This is a genomic window from Pseudomonas sp. 14P_8.1_Bac3, from assembly GCF_025466085.1.
Classification (GTDB): Bacteria; Pseudomonadota; Gammaproteobacteria; order Pseudomonadales; family Pseudomonadaceae; genus Aquipseudomonas.
On sequence record NZ_JANLOD010000032.1, the window covers coordinates 75,635 to 96,981 of the forward strand.

Annotated in this window: 17 protein-coding genes and 5 tRNA genes; 15 read left to right on the top strand and 7 right to left on the bottom strand. The window is 60.4% G+C overall.

Translation table 11 applies throughout. The features are described from left to right. Positions 1-35 precede the first annotated feature (35 nt). The 3 genes from NTD84_RS09740 (at position 36) to NTD84_RS09750 (ending at position 3,468) form a co-directional block, all read left to right on the top strand. Complete coding sequence (locus tag NTD84_RS09740) at positions 36-830, top strand: exodeoxyribonuclease III (RefSeq protein ID WP_262164933.1); 795 nt, start codon at positions 36-38, stop codon at positions 828-830. 97 nt (positions 831-927) lie between these two features. Further along, a complete protein-coding gene (locus NTD84_RS09745; RefSeq protein ID WP_262164934.1) occupies positions 928-1,755 on the top strand; it encodes an arylamine N-acetyltransferase family protein in 828 nt (275 codons plus the stop codon). A gap of 195 nt (positions 1,756-1,950) precedes the next feature. Further along, positions 1,951-3,468, top strand: a complete 1,518-nt coding sequence (locus NTD84_RS09750) for a nucleobase:cation symporter-2 family protein (protein WP_262164935.1) — start codon at positions 1,951-1,953, stop codon at positions 3,466-3,468. A 112-nt stretch (positions 3,469-3,580) separates the two neighbouring features. Here the strand turns inward: NTD84_RS09750 and NTD84_RS09755 are convergent. Continuing rightward, positions 3,581-3,656: transfer RNA gene (locus NTD84_RS09755), tRNA-Asn, on the bottom strand. A 227-nt stretch (positions 3,657-3,883) separates the two neighbouring features. Between NTD84_RS09755 and NTD84_RS09760 the strand changes: the two genes are divergently transcribed. Beyond that, on the top strand, positions 3,884-4,114 hold the full coding sequence (locus tag NTD84_RS09760) for a hypothetical protein (protein WP_008007186.1): 231 nt from the start codon (positions 3,884-3,886) through the stop codon (positions 4,112-4,114). Here the strand turns inward: NTD84_RS09760 and NTD84_RS09765 are convergent. Continuing rightward, positions 4,111-4,320 carry a hypothetical protein gene (locus NTD84_RS09765; RefSeq protein ID WP_262164936.1) on the bottom strand — a complete coding sequence of 70 codons (210 nt, stop codon included), beginning with the start codon at positions 4,318-4,320 and terminating at the stop codon, positions 4,111-4,113. The two genes, NTD84_RS09760 and NTD84_RS09765, sit on opposite strands and share 4 nt — an antisense overlap. 139 nt (positions 4,321-4,459) lie before the next feature. After that, the gene (locus tag NTD84_RS09770) at positions 4,460-5,656 is read right to left on the bottom strand and encodes an amino acid aminotransferase (RefSeq protein ID WP_262164937.1); all 1,197 of its coding nucleotides are present in this window, start codon (positions 5,654-5,656) and stop codon (positions 4,460-4,462) included. Between the two features lie 338 nt (positions 5,657-5,994). On the opposite strand from NTD84_RS09770, the gene uvrB reads away from it, so the two are divergent. Then, a complete protein-coding gene (gene uvrB, locus NTD84_RS09775; protein WP_262164938.1) occupies positions 5,995-8,010 on the top strand; it encodes an excinuclease ABC subunit UvrB in 2,016 nt (671 codons plus the stop codon). Positions 8,011-8,125: 115 nt separating this feature from the next. On the opposite strand, the gene NTD84_RS09780 is transcribed toward uvrB, so the two are convergent. Both NTD84_RS09780 and NTD84_RS09785 read right to left on the bottom strand, forming a co-directional pair. Beyond that, entirely contained in the window at positions 8,126-9,676 is a 1,551-nt protein-coding gene (locus NTD84_RS09780) for an MDR family MFS transporter (RefSeq protein WP_262164939.1), read from the bottom strand. Continuing rightward, the gene (locus NTD84_RS09785; RefSeq protein WP_262164940.1) at positions 9,666-10,715 is read right to left on the bottom strand and encodes an HlyD family secretion protein; all 1,050 of its coding nucleotides are present in this window, start codon (positions 10,713-10,715) and stop codon (positions 9,666-9,668) included. The genes NTD84_RS09780 and NTD84_RS09785 overlap by 11 nt, the downstream gene beginning before the upstream one ends. Positions 10,716-10,934: 219 nt before the next feature. Here NTD84_RS09785 and gltX point away from each other — a divergent pair, with 219 nt between their 5' ends. The 10 genes from gltX (at position 10,935) to NTD84_RS09835 (ending at position 16,826) form a co-directional block, all read left to right on the top strand. Continuing rightward, a complete protein-coding gene (gltX, locus tag NTD84_RS09790) occupies positions 10,935-12,416 on the top strand; it encodes a glutamate--tRNA ligase (protein ID WP_262164941.1) in 1,482 nt (493 codons plus the stop codon). Positions 12,417-12,605: 189 nt separating this feature from the next. Next, a tRNA-Ala gene (locus NTD84_RS09795) sits at positions 12,606-12,681 on the top strand. Positions 12,682-12,760: 79 nt separating this feature from the next. Continuing rightward, a tRNA-Glu gene (locus NTD84_RS09800) sits at positions 12,761-12,836 on the top strand. A 53-nt stretch (positions 12,837-12,889) separates the two neighbouring features. Continuing rightward, positions 12,890-12,965, top strand: a tRNA-Ala gene (locus NTD84_RS09805). A 79-nt stretch (positions 12,966-13,044) separates the two neighbouring features. After that, a tRNA-Glu gene (locus NTD84_RS09810) sits at positions 13,045-13,120 on the top strand. Between the two features lie 184 nt (positions 13,121-13,304). Next, complete coding sequence (locus NTD84_RS09815; RefSeq protein WP_262164942.1) at positions 13,305-13,844, top strand: TetR/AcrR family transcriptional regulator; 540 nt, start codon at positions 13,305-13,307, stop codon at positions 13,842-13,844. 30 nt (positions 13,845-13,874) lie between these two features. Then, entirely contained in the window at positions 13,875-14,708 is an 834-nt protein-coding gene (locus NTD84_RS09820; protein ID WP_262164943.1) for an alpha/beta fold hydrolase, read from the top strand. Positions 14,709-14,756: 48 nt separating this feature from the next. Next, complete coding sequence (locus NTD84_RS09825) at positions 14,757-15,194, top strand: acyl-CoA thioesterase (RefSeq protein WP_262164944.1); 438 nt, start codon at positions 14,757-14,759, stop codon at positions 15,192-15,194. A 105-nt stretch (positions 15,195-15,299) separates the two neighbouring features. Continuing rightward, on the top strand, positions 15,300-16,259 hold the full coding sequence (locus tag NTD84_RS09830) for a tRNA dihydrouridine synthase (protein WP_262164945.1): 960 nt from the start codon (positions 15,300-15,302) through the stop codon (positions 16,257-16,259). A 120-nt stretch (positions 16,260-16,379) separates the two neighbouring features. Beyond that, positions 16,380-16,826 (top strand): Hsp20 family protein, encoded by a 447-nt coding sequence (locus tag NTD84_RS09835; RefSeq protein WP_262164946.1) that lies wholly within the window; start codon positions 16,380-16,382, stop codon positions 16,824-16,826. 163 nt (positions 16,827-16,989) lie between these two features. Here NTD84_RS09835 and NTD84_RS09840 read toward each other — a convergent pair whose 3' ends face one another. After that, on the bottom strand, positions 16,990-20,268 hold the full coding sequence (locus tag NTD84_RS09840) for a PAS domain S-box protein (RefSeq protein ID WP_262164947.1): 3,279 nt from the start codon (positions 20,266-20,268) through the stop codon (positions 16,990-16,992). Between the two features lie 66 nt (positions 20,269-20,334). Next, a complete protein-coding gene (locus NTD84_RS09845) occupies positions 20,335-21,225 on the bottom strand; it encodes a LysR family transcriptional regulator (protein ID WP_262164948.1) in 891 nt (296 codons plus the stop codon). Positions 21,226-21,347 lie beyond the last annotated feature (122 nt).

A 21,347-nucleotide genomic window follows, 5' to 3' on the forward strand; every position in this document is an offset into this window, starting at 1 on the left:
CACACACTCAACACACTTGTCCGGAGCGCAGGCCCATGAAGAATTTGCGGATCGCCACGTTCAACGTCAACGGCATGCGCGCCCGGCTGCCCAACCTGCTGGCCTGGCTGGAGCGGGAGAAACCGGACATCGCCTGCTTGCAGGAACTCAAGTCGGTGGACAGTGCATTTCCGGCTGCGGAGCTGGAGGCGGCCGGCTACGGTGCGATCTGGCAGGGGCAGTCGTCGTGGAACGGGGTGGCAATCCTGGCGCGGGATGCGCAACCGCTGGAAAGTCGGCGTGGCCTGCCGGGCGATGACAGCGATACCCACAGCCGTTATCTGGAGGCTGCCGTGCACGGCATCCTGGTGGGCTGCTTGTACCTGCCCAACGGCAATCCGCAGCCGGGGCCTAAGTTCGACTACAAACTGGCCTGGTTCGAACGGCTGATCGCCTATGCCAGGGACCTGCAGAAAAGCGAACACCCCGTGGTGTTGGCCGGCGATTACAACGTGGTGCCGACCGACATGGATATCTACAACCCGCGTTCCTGGCTCAAGGATGCGCTGCTGCAACCGGAAAGCCGCGAGTGTTATCAGCGGCTACTGGACCAAGGCTGGACCGACTCCCTGCGTCATTTGTATCCCGAGGATCGGCTCTACACCTTCTGGGACTATTTCCGGCAGCACTGGCAGAAAAATTCCGGACTGCGCATCGATCACTTGTTGCTCAATCCAGCGCTGAGTCCTTACTTGCAAGAGGCCGGTGTCGATGCGTGGGTGCGCAACGAGCCGCACGCGAGCGATCATGCGCCGGCGTGGATTCAGCTGAGTTCGCGCAAGCGCCGCTGATTGTTCACACGACAATTGGCGAAATCAATTGTCGTTGCGGGCTGTTTTTGTCTTATACAGGGCGTCCATCCACGGCCCTGTGCATAAGGAACCAGCCATGAGCGAGCCCCGCCTGAGCAATCTTGCGCTGTACCTGCAACGCCTGGGTTTCGATGCGCCACCCAAGCCCACCCTGGAAACCCTGCGCCGGCTACAACTGCGCCACACCGGAGCTTTTCCGTTCGAAAACCTCAGCACCTTGTCCGGCGAACCTGTTCGCATCGATTTGCCCTCCATCGAACAAAAAGTCCTGCACGATGGGCGTGGGGGATACTGCTACGAACTCAACAACCTGTTCCTGGCTTTGCTCCAGGCGCTGGGCTTCGCCGCCCGCGGCATCTCCGGCCGCGTGGTCCTGGGGCAGCCCGAAGGCGCGTGGACTGCCCGAACACACCGCCTGAGCCTCGTTACCCTCAAAGGCGTGCCCTACATCACCGATGTGGGCTTCGGTGGCATGGTTCCTACCGCGCCCCTGCTGCTCGACACCTCGGACGAACAACCCACGCCTCACGAGCCCTATCGTATCGAGCAGCACGCCGATGGCTACACCCTGCGCGCCAATGTCGCCGGTGAGTGGCGAGCGATGTACATCTTCGACCTGCAACGTCAGGAAGACATCGATTACGCGGTCGGCAACTGGTACGTCTCGACCCATCCCGACGCCTCTTTTGCCAAGCAATTGATGGTGGCGCGGACAGGGGAGGGCTGGCGGCGCACGCTGAACAACGGCAGCTTTGCAATCCACTGGGTGGGCGGCGAGAGCCAGCGGCGACAGGTCACGAGCGTAGACGAGCTGGTTGAATTGCTGGGGAGTGAGTTCGGTATTCGGGTGCCTGAGCACGAACAGCTGCGGCGGGTACTTGGGTGCTTGATCGAGTTCGCCTAGTAGGCCGCAATCGCCGGCTCATGGGCGTTTTTGATTACGCCCATCGAAGCTTTGCTGGGGATTCGAGGGGGGAAGGAGGATGGAAATGGATGGGTGTCCATAATCTGACTGACAAGTTGTATACAACTCTATAGACATTTGTCCTGACTATTGCATACAGTGTGCGCATAACAAAAACCAGGGAACCCCCCAATCATGAAAACGCCCCCTGTTTCACACCAACGGCCTGAGGATGAAAACCTCGGTGTCGGCGCGAATATGGCTTACGGCCTGCAACATGTTCTGACCATGTACGGCGGCATTGTCGCGGTACCTCTGATCATCGGCCAGGCGGCCGGGCTCTCGCCGGCGGACATCGGTTTGTTGATTGCTGCTTCATTGTTTGCGGGGGGCTTGGCGACGTTGCTGCAGACCCTCGGTCTACCGTTTTTCGGTTGTCAGTTGCCGCTGGTGCAGGGTGTGTCGTTCTCCGGCGTCGCGACCATGGTGGCGATTGTCAGCAGTGGCGGGGAGGGCGGCTTTCAATCGATTCTGGGGGCGGTGATTGCCGCGTCACTGATCGGTTTGCTGATCACCCCGGTGTTCTCACGAATAACCAAATTCTTCCCGCCGCTGGTCACGGGCATCGTAATCACCACCATCGGCTTGACGCTGATGCCGGTGGCCGCGCGTTGGGCCATGGGCGGCAACAGCCATGCGCCGGATTTCGGCAGCATGGCGAACATCGGTCTGGCGGCGGTGACGCTGGTGCTGGTGCTGTTGTTGAGCAAGATCGGCAGCGCGACCATCTCCCGCTTGTCGATCCTGCTGGCGATGGTCATCGGCACGATCATCGCGGTGTTCCTCGGCATGGCGGACTTTTCATCCGTCACCCAGGGCCCGATGTTCGGCTTCCCGACCCCGTTCCACTTCGGCATGCCGACCTTCCATTTCGCCGCGATCCTGTCGATGTGCATCGTGGTCATGGTGACGCTGGTGGAAACGTCGGCAGACATCCTGGCCGTCGGTGAAATCATCGGCACCAAGGTCGACTCCAAGCGCCTGGGCAACGGCCTGCGTGCCGACATGCTGTCGAGCATGATCGCGCCGATCTTCGGCTCTTTCACCCAAAGCGCGTTCGCCCAGAACGTCGGGCTGGTGGCAGTGACCGGAATCAAAAGCCGCTTCGTGGTGGCCACTGGCGGCGTATTCCTGGTGATCCTTGGCCTGCTGCCCTTCATGGGCCGGGTCATCGCCGCGGTGCCGACTTCCGTGCTCGGTGGTGCCGGGATCGTGTTGTTCGGCACCGTGGCGGCCAGCGGCATTCGCACCTTGTCCAAGGTTGATTACCGTAACAACGTCAACCTGATCATCGTCGCCACCTCCATCGGTTTCGGCATGATCCCCATCGCGGCACCGAATTTCTACGACCACTTCCCAAGCTGGTTCGCGACCATATTCCACTCGGGCATCAGCTCCTCGGCTATCATGGCCATCGTCCTTAACCTGACCTTCAACCACCTCACCGCCGGCAATTCGGACCAGCAGTCGGTATTCGCGGCGGGGACTGAGCGTGTGTTGCGTTATCAGGACCTGGCAGCGTTACGTGAAGGGGATTACTTCAGCGAAGGCAAGCTGCATGATTGCGACGGGAAAGAAATCCCGGTGGTGGAGACGGACCATGGGCATGGCGAGGCGAAGGCGGTGCACGCGAAAAGCGGTGAGCATGTCTAAATGAAAAAGGCGCCTTTCGAGGCGCCTTTTTCATACGGCAAAATCCAATTTCTCTCGCGCACAAAAAAGCCCCTGAACCTTTCGATTCAGGGCCTTTTCGTTTGTTGCTGTCTGGCTCCACGACCTGGACTCGAACCAGGGACCCAGTGATTAACAGTCACTTGCTCTACCAACTGAGCTATCGCGGAATGGCGCGTATCTTACTGATTCAAAAAGAGAAGTCAAGCGCCGGTTAGCAACTGGAGGAATTCATGGGGATGGACGGTGGTTTTCCGGCGATTGGCGGTTACCAGAAACGCATCAGAGGTCTACCATGGCCGCCCGGAAGTGGTTACACGCGCTGCCGGCCATTCGCCGAAAAGGTACGCGCCATGAATCACCCAACCCTTATACCTTGCTCCCGCGGGGTGTTCGCATGAGCATCGCACAGATCAGCCTGCCCAAAGGGGTCGGGCCACATGCCGAGAAATTGTTCGATGCAATCACTCAGGCCAGTACCGCTGACGAATTGAACCGCGCGGGCGGCAAGGCCGAAGGGTTCGTCCTGGGTCTGGAAAGTACCAAGGCTATCAAGAGCCAGGTCGCCGAGTCGCTGTACGTCGCCTATGACGACGCCGCCAGCCAGCGCGCGACCGAACTGGCTTAACCGCCGAACGTCACCGTGCCAAGCATCAGTTTGGCGTATAGCAGCGTGGCCCCCAGTTGCACCAGCCACAGGGCCAGGCCGCCGAGGAACACCCCGGCGGCGACTTGCAGCACCAGATTCTTGCCGCGTTTGGCCGGGGCACGGGGGACGAAAGTATCCAGGTCGTCCAGGTCATCGCGCTCTGCGCGCAGGTCATCGTTTTTCATTTCGGCTCTCATGAGGCTCTCGGGCGTACGCAAACTGATTGTGGGAGTTTAGAGGGCTAAGCCTTTGCTTTGAGAATTATCTACGGCAAAAAAAACGGGAAGCCCAAAAGGCTTCCCGTTTTTTTTATTACCGCGAGACTCAGATCACCGCAACAATCGCCTTTGTGACGACATCGATGTTGCTCTGGTTCAACGCAGCCACGCAGATGCGGCCAGTGTCCAGGGCGTAGATGCCGAACTCGCTGCGCAGACGGGTGACCTGCTCAACCGTCAGGCCGGAGTAGGAGAACATGCCGCGCTGACGACCGACGAAGCTGAAGTCGCGCTGTGGGGCCTGTTGCGCCAGCAGGTCGACCATCTGGGTGCGCATGCCGCGAATCCGCAGGCGCATTTCGGCCAGTTCCGCTTCCCACTGGGCGCGCAGTTCCGGGCTGTTCAGCACCGCGGCGACGATGCTTGCACCGTGGGTCGGTGGGTTGGAATAGTTGGTGCGGATCACGCGTTTGACTTGCGACAGCACGCGCGCGCTTTCTTCTTTCGATTCGCTGACGATCGACAGGGCGCCCACGCGCTCGCCGTACAGCGAGAAGGATTTGGAGAACGAGCTGGAGACGAAGAAGGTCAGGCCCGATTCAGCGAACAGGCGCACGGCCGCCGCGTCTTCGTCGATGCCATCGCCGAAGCCCTGGTAGGCCATGTCGAGGAACGGCACGTGACCTTTGGCTTTTACCACTTCCAAAACGTTTTTCCAGTCCGCCGGGCTCAGGTCGACGCCGGTCGGGTTGTGACAGCAGGCGTGCAGCACAACGATGGAACCGGACGGCAGAGCGTTCAGGTCTTCCAGCAGGCCGGTGCGGTTAACGTCGTGGGTCGCGGCGTCGTAGTAGCGATAGTTCTGCACCGGGAAGCCAGCGGTTTCGAACAGCGCGCGGTGGTTTTCCCAGCTTGGGTCGCTGATCGCAACGACGGCGTTCGGCAGCAGTTGCTTGAGGAAGTCGGCACCGATTTTCAGGGCGCCAGTGCCGCCAACGGCCTGGGTGGTAATGACGCGGCCAGCGGCGATCAGTGGCGAGTCATTGCCGAACAGTAGTTTTTGCACGGACTGGTCGTAGGCGGCGATGCCGTCGATTGGCAGGTAACCACGGGACGCATGTTGAGCGACGCGAATCGTCTCGGCTTCGACAACGGCGCGCAGGAGTGGAATTCGCCCCTCCTCGTTGCAGTAAACACCGACCCCCAGGTTGACCTTATTGGTACGGGTATCGGCGTTGAATGCTTCGTTGAGGCCCAGGATTGGATCGCGTGGTGCCATTTCGACAGCGGAGAACAGGCTCATTTTTGCGGCGGCTCTGAATGGAGAGTGGAGGGACGTGTCGCGCTCCAGCCGAATGCACTAGAGCGGTGCACAAACGGGGAGCTAGTATAGAGGCCATCCGCGATCAATGGCGACAGCCGATTCGGCTTTTAACGTAAGTTTTTCCGATTATTTTTCGACCGTTAGTCGATTGATCGCGTCAAAGACTTCAAGGGATGTAGGACGTTTGCCTTGAAAGAGCAGGCAATCGACTCCACATTGAGCACAATCCAGTTTTTTCCTCGGGCGGCTTCGGTCGTTTGCGGTCTTTCTCGTTGCCGTCCGGTTTGCCCGGACGGGCGCGACCCAGAGGGTATCCCATGTCCGAATTCCAGCTAGTCACCCGCTTCGAGCCCGCCGGCGACCAGCCGGAAGCCATTCGCCTGATGGTCGAGGGCATCGAAGCCGGGCTGGCGCACCAGACGTTGCTCGGTGTGACCGGCTCGGGCAAGACCTTCAGCATCGCCAACGTCATCGCCCAGGTTCAGCGTCCGACGCTGGTGCTGGCGCCGAACAAGACCCTGGCCGCGCAGTTGTACGGGGAGTTCAAGGCGTTTTTCCCGAACAATGCCGTCGAATACTTCGTGTCCTACTACGACTATTACCAGCCCGAAGCCTATGTGCCGTCTTCGGACACCTTCATCGAGAAAGATGCCTCGATCAACGATCACATCGAACAGATGCGCCTGTCCGCGACCAAAGCGTTGCTGGAACGCAAGGACGCGATCATCGTCACCACCGTGTCGTGCATCTACGGTCTGGGCAGCCCGGAAACCTATCTGAAAATGGTGCTGCACGTGGATCGTGGCGACAAGCTCGATCAGCGCGCGTTGCTGCGCCGTCTCGCCGATTTGCAGTACACCCGCAACGACATGGAATTCGCCCGCGCGACCTTCCGCGTGCGCGGTGATGTGATCGACATCCACCCGGCGGAATCCGATTTCGAAGCGATCCGTATCGAACTGTTCGACGACGAAGTCGAGAGCCTGTCGGCCTTCGATCCGTTGACCGGTGAAGTAATCCGCAAATTGCCGCGTTTCACCTTCTACCCGAAAAGCCACTATGTGACGCCGCGTGAAACCCTGCTCGACGCCATCGAGGGGATCAAGGCCGAGTTGCAGGAGCGTCTCGAATATCTGCGCTCCAACAACAAACTGGTGGAAGCGCAGCGCCTGGAGCAGCGCACCCGTTTCGACCTGGAGATGATCCTCGAGCTGGGCTACTGCAACGGCATCGAAAACTACTCGCGCTACCTGTCGGGTCGTGCGTCTGGCCAGGCGCCACCGACCTTGTTCGATTACCTGCCGGCCGACGCCTTGCTGGTGATCGACGAGTCCCACGTCAGCGTGCCGCAGGTCGGCGCCATGTATAAGGGCGACCGCTCACGCAAGGAAACGCTGGTGGAGTACGGCTTCCGTCTGCCCTCGGCGCTGGACAACCGGCCGATGCGCTTCGACGAGTTCGAAGGGATCAGCCCGCAGACGATTTTTGTTTCGGCGACCCCGGGCAATTACGAGGCGGAACACGCCGGTCGCGTGGTAGAGCAACTGGTGCGCCCGACCGGTCTGGTGGACCCCCAGATCGAAATCCGCCCGGCGCTGACCCAGGTTGACGATCTGCTCTCGGAAATCACCAAGCGCGTGGCTCTCGAAGAGCGGGTGCTGGTCACGACGCTGACCAAGCGCATGTCCGAAGATTTGACCGATTACCTGGCTGACCATGGCGTGCGCGTGCGATACCTGCACTCGGACATCGACACCGTGGAGCGCGTGGAAATCATCCGCGATTTGCGCCTCGGCACCTTCGATGTGTTGGTCGGGATCAACCTGTTGCGCGAAGGCCTGGACATGCCGGAAGTGTCGCTGGTGGCGATTCTCGACGCGGACAAGGAGGGCTTCCTGCGCTCCGAGCGTTCGCTGATCCAGACCATCGGTCGGGCCGCGCGCAACCTCAATGGCCGGGCGATTCTCTACGCGGACCGGATCACCGGTTCCATGGAGCGGGCGATCGGCGAGACCGAGCGTCGGCGTGACAAGCAGATCGCGTTCAACCTGGCCAATGGCATCACGCCCAAGGGTGTGTTCAAGGACGTTGCCGACATCATGGAAGGCGCCACCGTGCCTGGCTCGCGCAGCAAGAAGCGCAAAGGCATGGCCAAGGCCGCCGAGGAAAGCGCCAAGTACGAAGCCGAATTGCGTTCACCCGGAGAAGTCGCCAAGCGGATCAAGGGGCTGGAAGAGAAGATGTATCAGCTCGCTCGCGACCTGGAGTTCGAGGCGGCGGCGCAGATGCGCGACGAGATCACCAAATTGCGCGAGCGGTTGATCGAGGTTTAATTATTTGCAGTGCCTGACATGGCCCCATCGCGAGCAGGCTCGCTCCCACAAAGGTCGGTGTGATCCTGTGGGAGCGAGCCTGCTCGCGATGAGGCCCGTCTAGCCGCCGCAAATCTCAGTGCGCTTCCCCAGCCTTCAATCCCGCCGGCAATGCCTTGGTCAACAACACCGCCAACATGCTGATCCCCAGCGCAATCCCGACAAAATGAAACGCATCGTTGTACGCCATGATCGACGCCTGCTGGTGTGCGATCTCACTGAGCTTGCCCAGCGCCGCCGTTTCACTGCCAAACCGGTCGGTCAACGACGCCATCCGCTCGGCCACCTGCGGGTTGGTCGGCACAATCGCTTCGCGCAGATAATCAAAATAGGTCTTTGTCCGCGCATCCAGAAACGTCGCGAGGAGGGCGATGCCGATCGCGCCGCCGAGGTTGCGCAGGATGTTGAACAGGCTCGACGCCGACCCCGCATCCTGCGGCAGGATGTACGCGGTGGCGATCAGCGAGATGGTCACCATGATCAGCGGCTGGCCCAACGCGCGAATGATCTGGATCTGATTGAACTGCGGCCCGGCAAAGTCCGGGTTCAGCACGCCCGAGGAAAAACTCGCCAAGCCGAATAGCCCGAAACCCAGGGTGCACAGCCATTTCGGCGAAATGTACTTCATGAGTTTCGGCACCAGCGGAATCAGGAACAGCTGCGGCACGCCCATCCACATGATCACCTCGCCGATCTGCAGGGCGTTGTAGTTCTGGATTTGCGCCAGGTACAGCGGCAACAGGTAGATCGAGCCGTACAACCCGACGCCCATCCCGAGACTGGAAATGCTCGATAAACCGAAATTGCGGTTGCCGAGGATGCCGAGGTTGATCAGCGGGTTGGGTTTGGAAAACTGCACGATCACGAAGGTGATCAGGCTGATCAGGGCGATGCTGCCGAGCGTCACGATCAGGTCCGATTCGAGCCAGTCCTTGCGATGGCCTTCCTCCAGGAAAACCTGCAGACAGCCGAGGCCGATGCCGAGGGTGAGAATCCCTGTGTAGTCGGTGCTCTTCAGCAGTTCCCAATGCGCCTCTTTTTTCTCCAGGCCATACATCAGCCCCGCGATCATGATCAGCCCCGGCGGCACGTTGATGTAGAAGATGTACTCCCAGCCCCAGTTTTCCGTGAGCCAGCCGCCCAGCGTCGGGCCGATGGAGGGCGCGAACGTGGCCGTCATGGCGAACATCGCCATACCTTTGGCACGGTGGTGTTCGGGAAGTTTGATCAGGGTGAGGGTGAACGCCAGCGGGATCAGCGCGCCGCCGGTGAAGCCTTGCAGGGCGCGGAACACGATCATGCTTTCCAGGCTCCAGGCCATGGAGCAGAGCAGCGATGCGGCGAGAAAACCCAGCGAAACCCACACCGCCAGGCGGCGCGCCGAGAGCAACTGCACCAGCCAAGCCGTCAGCGGAATCATGATGATTTCCGCGACCAGGTACGAGGTGGAAATCCACGAACCTTCTTCCAGAGTCGCCGAGAGCGCGCCCTGAATGTCCTTGAGCGAAGAGTTGGTGATCTGGATGTCGAGCACCGCCATGAACGCGCCGAGCATCACGCTCATGACCGCGATCCAGTCCCGCCGGGTCGGTTCGCCGACCGGGCGGATCAGTTGATCACCGGCCATCGTCAGGCGCGTCTTTGATGTTCACTTTGACGGTGACCGACATGCCCGGACGAATCTTGCCGCGCAGCGGATTGTCGGCAGCGAAGGTCAGTTTTACCGGAATCCGTTGTACGACTTTGGTGAAGTTGCCGGTGGCATTGTCCGGCGGCAACAGGCTGAACTGGGCGCCCGACGCGGCGAACAAACTGTCGACCCGGGCTTCGATGGGCGTGTCTCCGTAGGCGTCGAAGGTCAGTTCGGCTTTCTGGCCGGGCTGCATGTGGCCAATCTGGGTTTCCTTGAAGTTGGCCTGAATCCAGATGTCCTCATCCGGCACGATTGACAGCAGGTAGGCGCCGGCCTGCACGTACTGGCCATTGCGCGCGGCGCGCTGGCCGATCAGGCCGCTGATGGGCGCGTGGATTTCGCTGCGGGTCAGGTTCAGTTCAGCCTGGGCCAGGTCGGTCTTGGCGTTGGCGATCATGGCGTCGAGGCGCTTGATTTCAGCGCTCAGGGAATTGACTTGCTGGCGTTGGCTTTGAGCGTCCGCCTGGGCCTTGGTCACCTGCGAGCGGGCGATGTGGTTGTCGGCGGAGAGGGTGGTCACCCGTTCTTCGGACACGTAGCCCGGTTTGCGCAGGGTTTGCGCGCGGGACAGGTCGATCTGCGAACGACCCAGGCTGGCCTGGCTGGAGGCGACTTGCGCATCGCTGGCGGCGATCAGGCTGGCCTGCTGGGTCAGTTTGCTCTGGGCTTGCAGGCGTTCGGCCTGGCGGGTAGCGAGCGCCGCGTTGGCGCGATCGACCGCGAGGTGGAAATCATCGCCTTCGAGCTTGATCAGCAACTGGCCTTTCTCGACGTGCTGGTTGTCCTGCACCAGCACCTGATCGATGCGTGCGCCCAACTGGCTCGACACGCGGGTGATCTCGCCCTGGACATAGGCGTTGTCAGTGCTTTCGTAAAAGCGTCCCTTGAAGAACCAATGGGCAAAAAAGCCCCCGGCAATCAGCAGGATGATCAGCAGGAAAATAAACAGGCGACGCTTGAGTTGGGCAGGCATGGGCAAACTGTAGTCGAGAAATTGTAAGGGAAGTTATCAGCAGGCGAATCTGGCATACAGTCGATAGTGGGTAAATGCCAGCGGTTGATAATCCATCATTCATCGCGGCCAAGGCCCGTTGTAGACGCAAACTTGGCTTAAATGCCCTGTTCGCTGGAGCCGGGCGGGTAACGCCTGTTACCATTCGCCCTTTGTTTTATCTTCATTTCGAGACTTGCCATGACCACCGTCCGCACGCGCATCGCGCCATCGCCTACCGGGGACCCCCACGTAGGTACCGCTTACATCGCTTTGTTCAACTATTGCTTTGCCAAGCAGCACGGCGGTGAGTTCATCTTGCGGATCGAGGACACCGACCAGCTGCGCTCGACCCGTGAATCCGAGCAGCAGATTTTCGACGCCCTGCGCTGGCTGGGTATCGACTGGAGCGAAGGCCCGGACGTGGGCGGCCCGCACGGTCCGTACCGTCAGAGCGAGCGCGGCGACATCTATCAGAAGTACTGCCAGCAACTGGTCGAAATGGGCCATGCCTTCCCGTGTTTCTGCACCGCCGAAGAGCTGGACCAGATGCGTGCCGAGCAAATGGCCCGCGGCGAAACCCCGCGCTACGACGGCCGCGCGTTGTTGCTGTCGAAGGAAGAAGTGGCACGCCGGCTGGCCGCTGGCGAGCCGCATGTCATCCGCATGAAAGTGCCGAGCGAAGGCGTCTGCGTGGTGCCGGACATGCTGCGTGGCGATGTCGAGATCCCGTGGGATCGCATGGACATGCAAGTACTGATGAAGACCGACGGCCTGCCGACGTACTTCCTGGCCAACGTGGTCGATGACCACCTGATGGGCATCACCCACGTCCTGCGCGGCGAAGAATGGCTGCCTTCGGCGCCGAAGCTGATTCTCCTGTACGAATACTTCGGCTGGGAACAACCGCAGCTGTGCTACATGCCGCTGCTGCGCAACCCGGACAAGAGCAAGCTGTCCAAGCGCAAGAACCCGACCTCGGTCACGTTCTACGAGCGCATGGGCTTCATGCCGGAAGCGATGCTCAACTACCTCGGGCGCATGGGCTGGTCGATGCCGGACGAGCGCGAGAAGTTCTCGCTGCAGGAAATGGTCGACCACTTCGATCTGAGCCGTGTCTCCCTCGGCGGGCCGATTTTCGACATCGAGAAACTGTCGTGGCTCAACGGCCAGTGGCTGCGCGACTTGCCGGTGGAAGAGTTCGCCAGCCGCCTGCAGACCTGGGCGCTGAACCCCGACTACATGATGAAGATCGCGCCGCACGTACAGGGCCGCGTCGAGACGTTCAGTCAGGTTGCCCCGCTGGCCGGGTTCTTCTTTGCCGGAGGTGTGAATCCGGACGCCAAGCTGTTTGAGTCGAAGAAGCTGTCGGGTGACCAGGTTCGTCAGTTGATGCAGTTGATTTTGTGGAAGCTGGAAAGCCTGCGGCAGTGGGAGAAGGACAGCATCACCGCGACGATTCAGGCGGTGGTCGAGTCCCTGGAGCTGAAACTGCGTGATGCAATGCCGCTGATGTTTGCCGCGATCACGGGGCAGGCGAGTTCGGTGTCGGTGCTCGATGCGATGGAAATCCTCGGCCCGGACCTGACGCGCTTCCGTCTGCGCCAGGCTATCGACTTGCTCGGTGGCGTGTCGAAGAAGGAAAACAAGGAGTGGGAAAAACTCCTGGCCAACATCGCCTGACGGCGTTTGACCGTGCAGGAGCTGCCGAAGGTCGCGATCTTTTGATCCTGATCTTCGGCCCTTCCCCCGAATTTACGGGGGGAGGGCGGTAAGTGATTGTTATGTCGGCAAAAAACTTTGGAAATTGTTAAAAATAAATTTGACACGTTTCCGAAGCGCCATTAAGATTCGCCCCGTCCTCAGCGATGAGGGGCTATAGCTCAGCTGGGAGAGCGCTTGCATGGCATGCAAGAGGTCGACGGTTCGATCCCGTCTAGCTCCACCAATTTACACTTCAAGGTCTGGCCACACCGGCCTTGAAGCGATCAGCACTCAGCGTTGATCAAGTGTACAGAAGGGTTTGCGTCCCCTTCGTCTAGTGGCCTAGGACACCGCCCTTTCACGGCGGTAACAGGGGTTCGAGTCCCCTAGGGGACGCCAGTTTTACAGAAGCGATGTTGCAAGATGTCGCTCCGCCGCGAGGCGAAAAATCCGGGGCTATAGCTCAGCTGGGAGAGCGCCTGCATGGCATGCAGGAGGTCAGCGGTTCGATCCCGCTTAGCTCCACCAATTTACAGTTCAAGGTTTGGCCACACCGGCTTTGAATCGATCAGATCTCAGCACTGATCATTGGTATAGAAGGTTTTGTGTCCCCTTCGTCTAGTGGCCTAGGACACCGCCCTTTCACGGCGGTAACAGGGGTTCGAGTCCCCTAGGGGACGCCACGATTACCCGCTCTGCGGGATTTTATAAGGGTCATTCAATTATTGAATGGCCCTTTTGTTTGTCTGGCGTTTGGCCAAATCCTCTTATTTCTTTCAAACTGAGCTTCAGACCAGCGGTCACACTCACGACTTGCGAAAAATTATTATGAGAATAATATTCTAGTCGTAATATTCGGAGGCAACGATGAACGATAAAAAAGCTCAAACCCGCGAACGCATCCTCAAGGCCGCCAGCGCAGCGCTGATCCAGCGCGGCCCGGCTGAACCGAGCGTGGGCGAAGTGATGGGCGCAGCCGGCCTGACGGTCGGCGGCTTCTATGCGCACTTCGAAAGCAAGGACGCGATGATGCTGGAGGCGTTCAAGCAACTGCTCGGTTACCGCCGAGGCCTGATCGCCGACATGGACGCCAACCTGACCGGCGAAGAGCGTCGCGCGCTGGTGGCGGCGTTCTACCTGTCGCGCAAACACCGTGATTCCTCGGATTCGGCATGTCCGATCCCGGCTTCGGTCGGCGAACTGGGACGTCTGCCGGAGTCGTTTCGCGTGGCGTTGAATGAACATCTGGAAATGATGGTCGCGCAGTTGGCGGCCACCCCGGAAGACACCGACAAAGCCTTGGCTGACATGGCCTTGATGGTCGGTGGTCTGGCGCTGGCACGGGCGCTGGGGCCGGGAGAGTTGTCTGATCGATTGCTGCGTGCCGCCAAGTCGGCGGTGCTATGACCTGAAGGCAATGGCCTGAGGAGTGGAGCGATGAGCACGTTGAAGTGGGTTCGTGGCGTTAATGGCACCTTGGGCTGGTTTGCACCGAAACTGATCGCGAGCAAAATGCGAGTGGCTTTCATGACGCCGCGGGATTTGCCGCCGCGTGATTGGGAACTGCCGCTGTTGGCAAAATCCGAGCGCATCACCTTGCGCTTTGGTCTCTCGGCTTTGCGCTGGGGGCAAGGCCCGGCGGTGTTGCTGATGCACGGTTGGGAAGGCCGGCCGACGCAGTTCGCCAGCCTCATCACGGCGCTGGTGGATGCCGGGTATACCGTAGTGGCTCTGGACGGTCCGGCCCATGGCCGATCGCCCGGTCGCGAGGCAAACGTCGCACTGTTCGCCCGCGCCATGCTTGAGGCCGCCGCCGAGTTGCCACCGCTGCAGGCTGTCATCGGTCACTCGATGGGCGGCGCCAGTGCGATGCTGGCGGTCCAGTTGGGCCTGCGCACCGAAACCTTGGTGACCATTGGCGCGCCGGCACGGATTCTCGGGGTTCTACGAGGTTTTGCTCGCTACGTGCGGCTGCCGCCAAAAGCCCGTTCAGCATTCATTCGGCAAGTCGAAAGAGACGTCGGCATGCGCGCAGCCACCCTGGATGTCGCGCACTATCAGCTCGACATGCCTGGTCTGATCGTTCATGCGGAAGATGACTGCTTCGTCCCGGTCAAGGAATCCCAACTGATTCACGAGGCCTGGTTCGACAGCCGCTTGCTGCGACTGGAAGAGGGTGGTCATCAGCGGGTACTGGCCGACCCTCGGGTGATTGATGGCGTGTTATCACTGCTGGCCGGGCGCAGCCTGCAATCGCGCCAATTGGCTTGATCATCCGTTACACTGCCCCGGTCGACATCATCTGACCGGGAGTGGGGCATGGGCTGGGATCGGGCAACGCCATTTATCATTGATCTGGAAGTGGCCGCCGAGGACATCGACGGATTGGGGCACGCCAATAATGCGGTGTACGTGACCTGGCTCGAGCGTTGTGCCTGGCGCCACTCTCAGCGGCTCGGCCTGGATTTGGTCGAGTACCGCCGTCTGGATCGGGCGATGGCCGTGGTGCGACACGAGATCGATTACCTGGCCGCGGCCTACGAGGGCGATCAGCTGCAATTGGCGACCTGGATCGTCGATTGGGACCAGCGGCTGAAAATGACCCGGCACTTCCAGCTCAAACGCCCGAGCGACAACACCACGCTGTTGCGCGCACAAACCACGTTTGTCTGCATCGAGCTGTCCACCGGCAAGCCAAAACGCATGCCGGTCGAATTCATCGAAGGTTATGGCCCGGCGCTGCACGTCACGATCTAGGTTGATCCCTTCGCGGGCAAAGACGCCACCACCCTGTCTGACGAAATACCTTTAGAGACCTGAAACCAGTAAACTGCCGCACGTTTTTCGTCGAGTGTGTTTTTCATGCAAATTGCTTTGGCGCCCATGGAGGGGTTGGTCGATAACATCCTGCGGGACGTGCTGACTCGCGTGGGCGGTATCGATTGGTGCGTGACCGAGTTCATCCGGATCAACGACCAGTTGCTCACCCCTGCCTATTTCCACAAGTTCGGCCCTGAGCTGCTGACGGGCGCGCGTACCGCGTCTGGCGTGCCCCTGCGCGTGCAGTTGCTGGGTTCCGATCCGGTATGCCTGGCGGAAAACGCGGCGCTGGCCTGCGAGTTGGGCTCAGAAGTCATCGACCTGAATTTCGGTTGTCCGGCCAAGACCGTCAATAAATCCCGGGGCGGCGCGGTGTTGCTCAAGGAGCCCGAGCTGCTGAACCAGATCGTCGAGCATGTCCGTCGTGCCGTTCCGGCGCACATTCCGGTTACCGCGAAAATGCGCCTGGGCTTCGACAGCCCGGATGGCTCGCTGGTCTGCGCCACCGCCCTGGCCGAAGGCGGCGCCGCGCACATCGTGGTGCATGCGCGGACCAAGACCGACGGCTACAAGCCGCCGGCACATTGGGAGTGGATTCCTCGGGTGCAGGACGTGGTCAAGGTGCCGGTGTTCGCCAATGGCGACATCTGGAGCGTCGAAGACTGGCGCCGTTGCCGCGAAATCAGCGGCGTGGACGACATCATGCTCGGTCGCGGACTGGTTTCGCGGCCGGACCTGGCCCGGCAAATTGCCGCCGCCCGTGCCGGTGGCGAAGTGCTCGAGATGAGCTGGGCCGAATTGCTGCCACTGGTCCAGGACTTCTGGCTGCAGGCCAAGGCGCAGATGACGGCACGCCAATCGCCAGGTCGCCTGAAGCAATGGCTGGCCATGCTGACCCGCAATTATCCCGAAGCGGTCGAGTTGTTTACGCTGCTGCGCCGTGAGACCGAGCTCGATCAGGTCTCGCGTTTGCTGGGGTTGCAGGTGGCTGAAGCGGCCTGAAAAAAATTTCAAAAGATGCTCTTGAAAAGCAATTGGCGATCCTTATCTAGGGATTACGCGATGCCGAACTCGGGTCGCGGAGACAAAAAACTTGCTGATTGTTTTCAGGAGATTTGAATCATGACTACTGCATTTTCCCTGGCCCCACTGTTCCGTTCCTCGGTAGGCTTCGACCGTTTCAACGACTTGTTCGAAACCGCCCTGCGCAACGAGCCAGGCAGCACCTACCCACCTTACAACGTTGAAAAACACGGTGACGATCAATACCGCATCGTCGTGGCGGCAGCCGGTTTCCAGGAAGAAGACCTGGACCTGCAAGTCGAGAAGGGTGTGCTGACCATCAGTGGTGGCAAACGTGACGCGACCGAGGGTGTGACCTTCCTGCACCAGGGCATTGCCCAGCGCGCGTTCAAGCTGTCGTTCCGCCTGGCCGATCACATCGAGATCAAGGCCGCCGACCTGCGTAACGGTCTGTTGAGCATTGACCTGCTGCGCGTGATTCCGGAAGAGGCGAAAGCCAAACGCATCCCGATCAACGGGGAGCAAAAGCCGGCTCTGCAGCACTAAGGCCGAGCAATGAAAAGGGCGCCAATGGCGCCCTTTTTTGTGCCCGATCCCCCGATCCCTGTAGGAGCGAGCACGCTCCCGATGGACCCACAGGCACCGCAGGCTGTCAGAAAAACCGCATTATCGTTGGCGCTTTTTCGCGAGCAAGCTCGCTCCTACAGGTTTACTTCAGCAATTTTTGGAAGGCTTGCACTGGCAACGGTTCGCTGTGCAGATACCCCTGATAAAAATGGCAACCCAGCCCCTGCAAGAACTCCAGCTGCTCGGGCGTTTCCACTCCTTCGGCAATCACTTTCAACTCCAGGCTGCGGGCCATGGCGACAATCGCGCGAATGATCTCGGCGTCATTGGGGTCGGTGGTGGCGTCGCGGATGAACGACTGGTCGATTTTCAAGGTGTCGACCGGCAGGCGCTTGAGGTAAGTCAACGAGGAATAACCGGTGCCAAAGTCGTCCATGGCGAAGCTCACGCCGAGTTTTTTCAGGCGACGCATTTTGCTGATGGTGTCTTCCAGGTTCTGGATAACGATGCCTTCGGTGATTTCCAGCTTCAGCAGTGAAAACGGCAAACCGTGGCTGCTGAGGCTGTGCTCGATGCGCTCGACGAAGTCGTTCTGGCGGAATTGCCGCGGGCTGATGTTCACGCACAAACTGAAATTCAGCGGGTCGATCAGGCCCTTGGCAATCAATTGTTTAAAAGCATCGCAGGCTTCGTCGACGATCCAGGTGCCGACTTCCAGAATCAGCCCGCTGTCTTCCAGCACCTTGATGAACTCGGCCGGGGATTGCGCGCCCAGCTCGGGGTGATTCCAGCGCACCAGCGCCTCGGCACCGACGATGCGATTGTCCCGCGCGTCGACCTGGGGCTGGTAGTGCACATCGAATTCGCCCCGGGAAAGCGCCAGGCGTAAATCGGTTTCCATGCGCAGGCGTTCACTCGCGGCCTTCTGCATGGTGTTGTGGTACATCTGCGTGGTGTTGCGGCCGGAGTCCTTGGCCCGATACAGCGCGATGTCGGCGCGTTTGAGCAGGTCGGTCGGGGTCGAGCCGTGATCGGGAATCAACGCAATGCCGATACTCGGGGTGACCTGCAGGCGCTGGCCGTCGAGAAACATCGGTTCCGACAGCAGTTCGCGCAAGGTGTCGGCCAGTTCGCGGACCTGGGCGGAGACCTCATTGCGCGAACCTTCAAGACCACTGAGCAGTACCACGAATTCGTCGCCGCCCAGCCGCGCCACGGTGTCCTCCATGCGCACGCTCGCTTCGAGGCGCGCGGTGATGATCTTCAGCACCGTGTCGCCCACCGGGTGGCCGAGGGAGTCGTTGATGTGCTTGAAGTGGTCGAGATCGAGAAACATCAGGGCGCCGCGCAGGTTGTGGCGCTTGAGCAGGGCGATCTGCTGGCTCAGGCGGTCCATCAACAGCGCGCGGTTGGGCAGGTTGGTTAGTGGGTCGTGGTAGGCCAGGTGACGGATCTGCGCTTCGGCGTTTTTCAAAAGGCTGACGTCTCGCGCGGTCAACAGCAGGCAGGCGGTTTCATTGAGGGTGATCGGCTCGACTGACACTTCGACCGTCAGCAGTTCGCCGCGCTTGTTGCGCCCGAGCATTTCCTGGTGGTGCACCCGACCCTTGAGTTGCAGCTCGGCCAGCAGCGCCGAACGCTGTTTTTCTTCGGCCCAGATTCCGACTTGATACACCGTGCGGCCGACCACTTCATCGGCGCGATAGCCGGTCAGGCGACAAAAGCCATCGTTGACTTCCAGGTAGCGCCCGGTGTCGCGTTCGGTAATGGTGATGGCGTCGGGGCTGGAGTGGAAGGCTTTGGCGAATTTCTCTTCGCTGGCCTTGAGGGCCGCTTCCGAGCGTTGTTGCTGGGTGATATCGCGCAACGTGGTGACGATGCACGGCTGGTCGCCCACACTGATCTGCCGGCTGGAAATCACGCAAGTCAGCGATTGGCCATCCTTGTGCTGAACCACGATCGCCACGTTGTTCAGGCCCTGTTCACGAATGACTTGCTCGATTCGCCGCAGGCTTTTGGCCGACGCGTCCCACAGGCCGATTTCGTCGGCGCTGCGGCCGATCACCTCGGCGGTGCTCCAGCCGAACGTCTGGGTGAAGCTGGAATTGATTTCGATGAACTGGCCCGTGTCCTGGCGGGTGACGCAGATCGGGTCCGGGCTGACCTGGAACAGGGTGGCAAACTTCTCTTCCGAAGCGACCAGTTTCTGTTCGCGCTCCACCTGATCGGTAATGTCCAGCAAGGTGCCGGCCATGCGCACCGGGATGCCGTTTTCGTCACGGTAGAGGCGGGCGCGGCTTTCCAGATAGCGCGAGGTGCCGTCCTCCAGCTGCACGCGATAGGTCAGCTGATAGTTGCCCGCCGGCCCTTCGCGCAGGCTGCGATAGGCGTCGCGCATCGTGTTGCGTTCTTCACCGGGCACGCCTTCGAAAAACGCTTCGAACGATTCGTGAAAGGGTTTGGCGTCCAGCCCGTGCAGTTGCGCGGCCCGGGCCGAGCCGTAGAGCATGCCGCTGGGAATGTGCCAGTCCCAGGTGCCGAGTTGTGCCGAGTCCAGTGCCAGGTCGAGGCGTTCCTGGCTGTCTTTCAAGGCATGCTCGGCGGCCTTGCGTTCGGTGGTGTCGAGGAAGGTGCTAAGCAGATAGGGTTGGCCCTCGAGTTCGACTTTTTGCGCACTGAGGATGCCATCGTGGACCTGGCCATTGCTGGCGCGGAACTGCACCTCCATGCTGATCAGCTCGCCTTTGGCCTTGGTCGCCTTGACCAGTTTTTCCCGCTGCTCCGGGTGCACCCACAGGCCCAGTTCGACGGTGGTGCGGCCAATCGCGTTTTGTACCGGCCAGCCGAACAGGCTTTCGAAATACTGGTTGGCCTCGGTGATCAGGCCGTCTTCCTGGCGGGTCAGTAACACCATGTTCGGGCACAAGTGAAACAGCGTCGCGAAGCGTTTTTCCGAGCTACTCAGCGCCTGTTCGCGCTGGCGCTGGTGCGTGATTTCACGGATCACCCCGATCATCCGTGGCCGGCCGTCCTTGTCCGGCAGCAGGCTGCCACTGATTTCCAGCCAGTGCAGGCTGCCGTCGGGCCAGCGGATGCGGTGGTGCATCGCCTGCTCCAGCGGTGCGCCGGCAATCACGGCGTGGAAGGCGCGAATGGTTTTCGCCCGGTCCTCGAGCGGCAGCAGGTCGAGGTATTCCAGATCGGCAGGCAACGGCTGGCGCGGGTCGAAGCCGAACAAGGCCTGGGTCCCCCGCGACCAACTGATCTGCCCGCGCTCGATGTCCCAATACCAGGCGCCCAGGCGTGCGCCGTTGAGGGCGGCCAGCAATTGCGGCGCGCTTTCCCAGCTCTGCTCGGAGCGCTTCGGATCAAGCGCCTGAATTCGTGGCATCGGCGGAATACGGTCAACAGATTTCGGCATTGGCAAGCCTTGGGCTGAATTGGGCGTTAAGCACAGGAATTCGCGGCTCTATAGGCGTAGCACAAGTTAGCCCTGAGTCCCTGGCAGATCGATTTGTGCGTCCAGCAAAGCCATGAAGGCCCGTGCTGCGTTCGACAGCGTCCGTTCGGTGTGCAAGATATAGCCTAGCTCGCGAGTCAGTTGTATGCCCGGCAAGGGTATTCGCGCAACCTGATCGTCGAGCATGGTGCGAGGCAACACGCTCCAGGCCAGGCCGATAGAGACCATCATCTTGATGGTTTCCAGATAATTCGTGCTCATGGCGATGTTGGGCGTCAGGCCTTGGGCTTCAAACAGGCGCTGGACGATGTGGTGAGTGAACGTGTTACCGCCGGGAAACACCGCCGGATGCAAGGCGATGTCCGCCAGGCTGACGGCGCCATTGCTGATCAGTGAATGTTCCGGGGCGACCACGAAATCCAGCGGGTCGTCCCACACTGGCGTGGCTTTGACCAGGGCGTGGGGTTCCGGCGCCAGGGTGATGACCGCCAGTTCCGCGCGGCCATGGAGAATCTCTTCGTAGGCCACTTCCGAATCGAGGAACTGAATATCCAGCGCCACTTGTGGGTAGCGGCGGGTGAACTCCCTTAGTAGAGGTGGCAAACGGTGCAGGCCGATGTGGTGACTGGTGGCCAGCGTCAGGCGCCCGCCGACCTCGCCGGTCAGGTTGGTCAGGGCGCGGCGCGTGTCGTCCAGCACGTTCAGGATCTGATAGGCCCGTGGCAGCAAGGCGCGGCCGGCCTCGGTCAGGCCGACTTCGCGACCCAGGCGGTCAAACAGTCGCACCTTTAATTGCTGCTCCAGGCCTGCAATGCGCTTGCTGATCGCCGGTTGCGTCAGGTGCAGCCGTTCGCCGGCGCCGGAGAAGCTGCCTGTCTCGGCGATGGCAATAAAGGCATTGAGGTTGGCGAGGTCCATTGCAGTATTCCAGTTGGTTATCCAAAGCATAAAAAATATGAATTTGAGTTATTTAATGTAACCCCCTAGGATCGACCTCACAAGCCAAAGGGTTATTGAATTGTTCAAAGCCCGGGGCATAG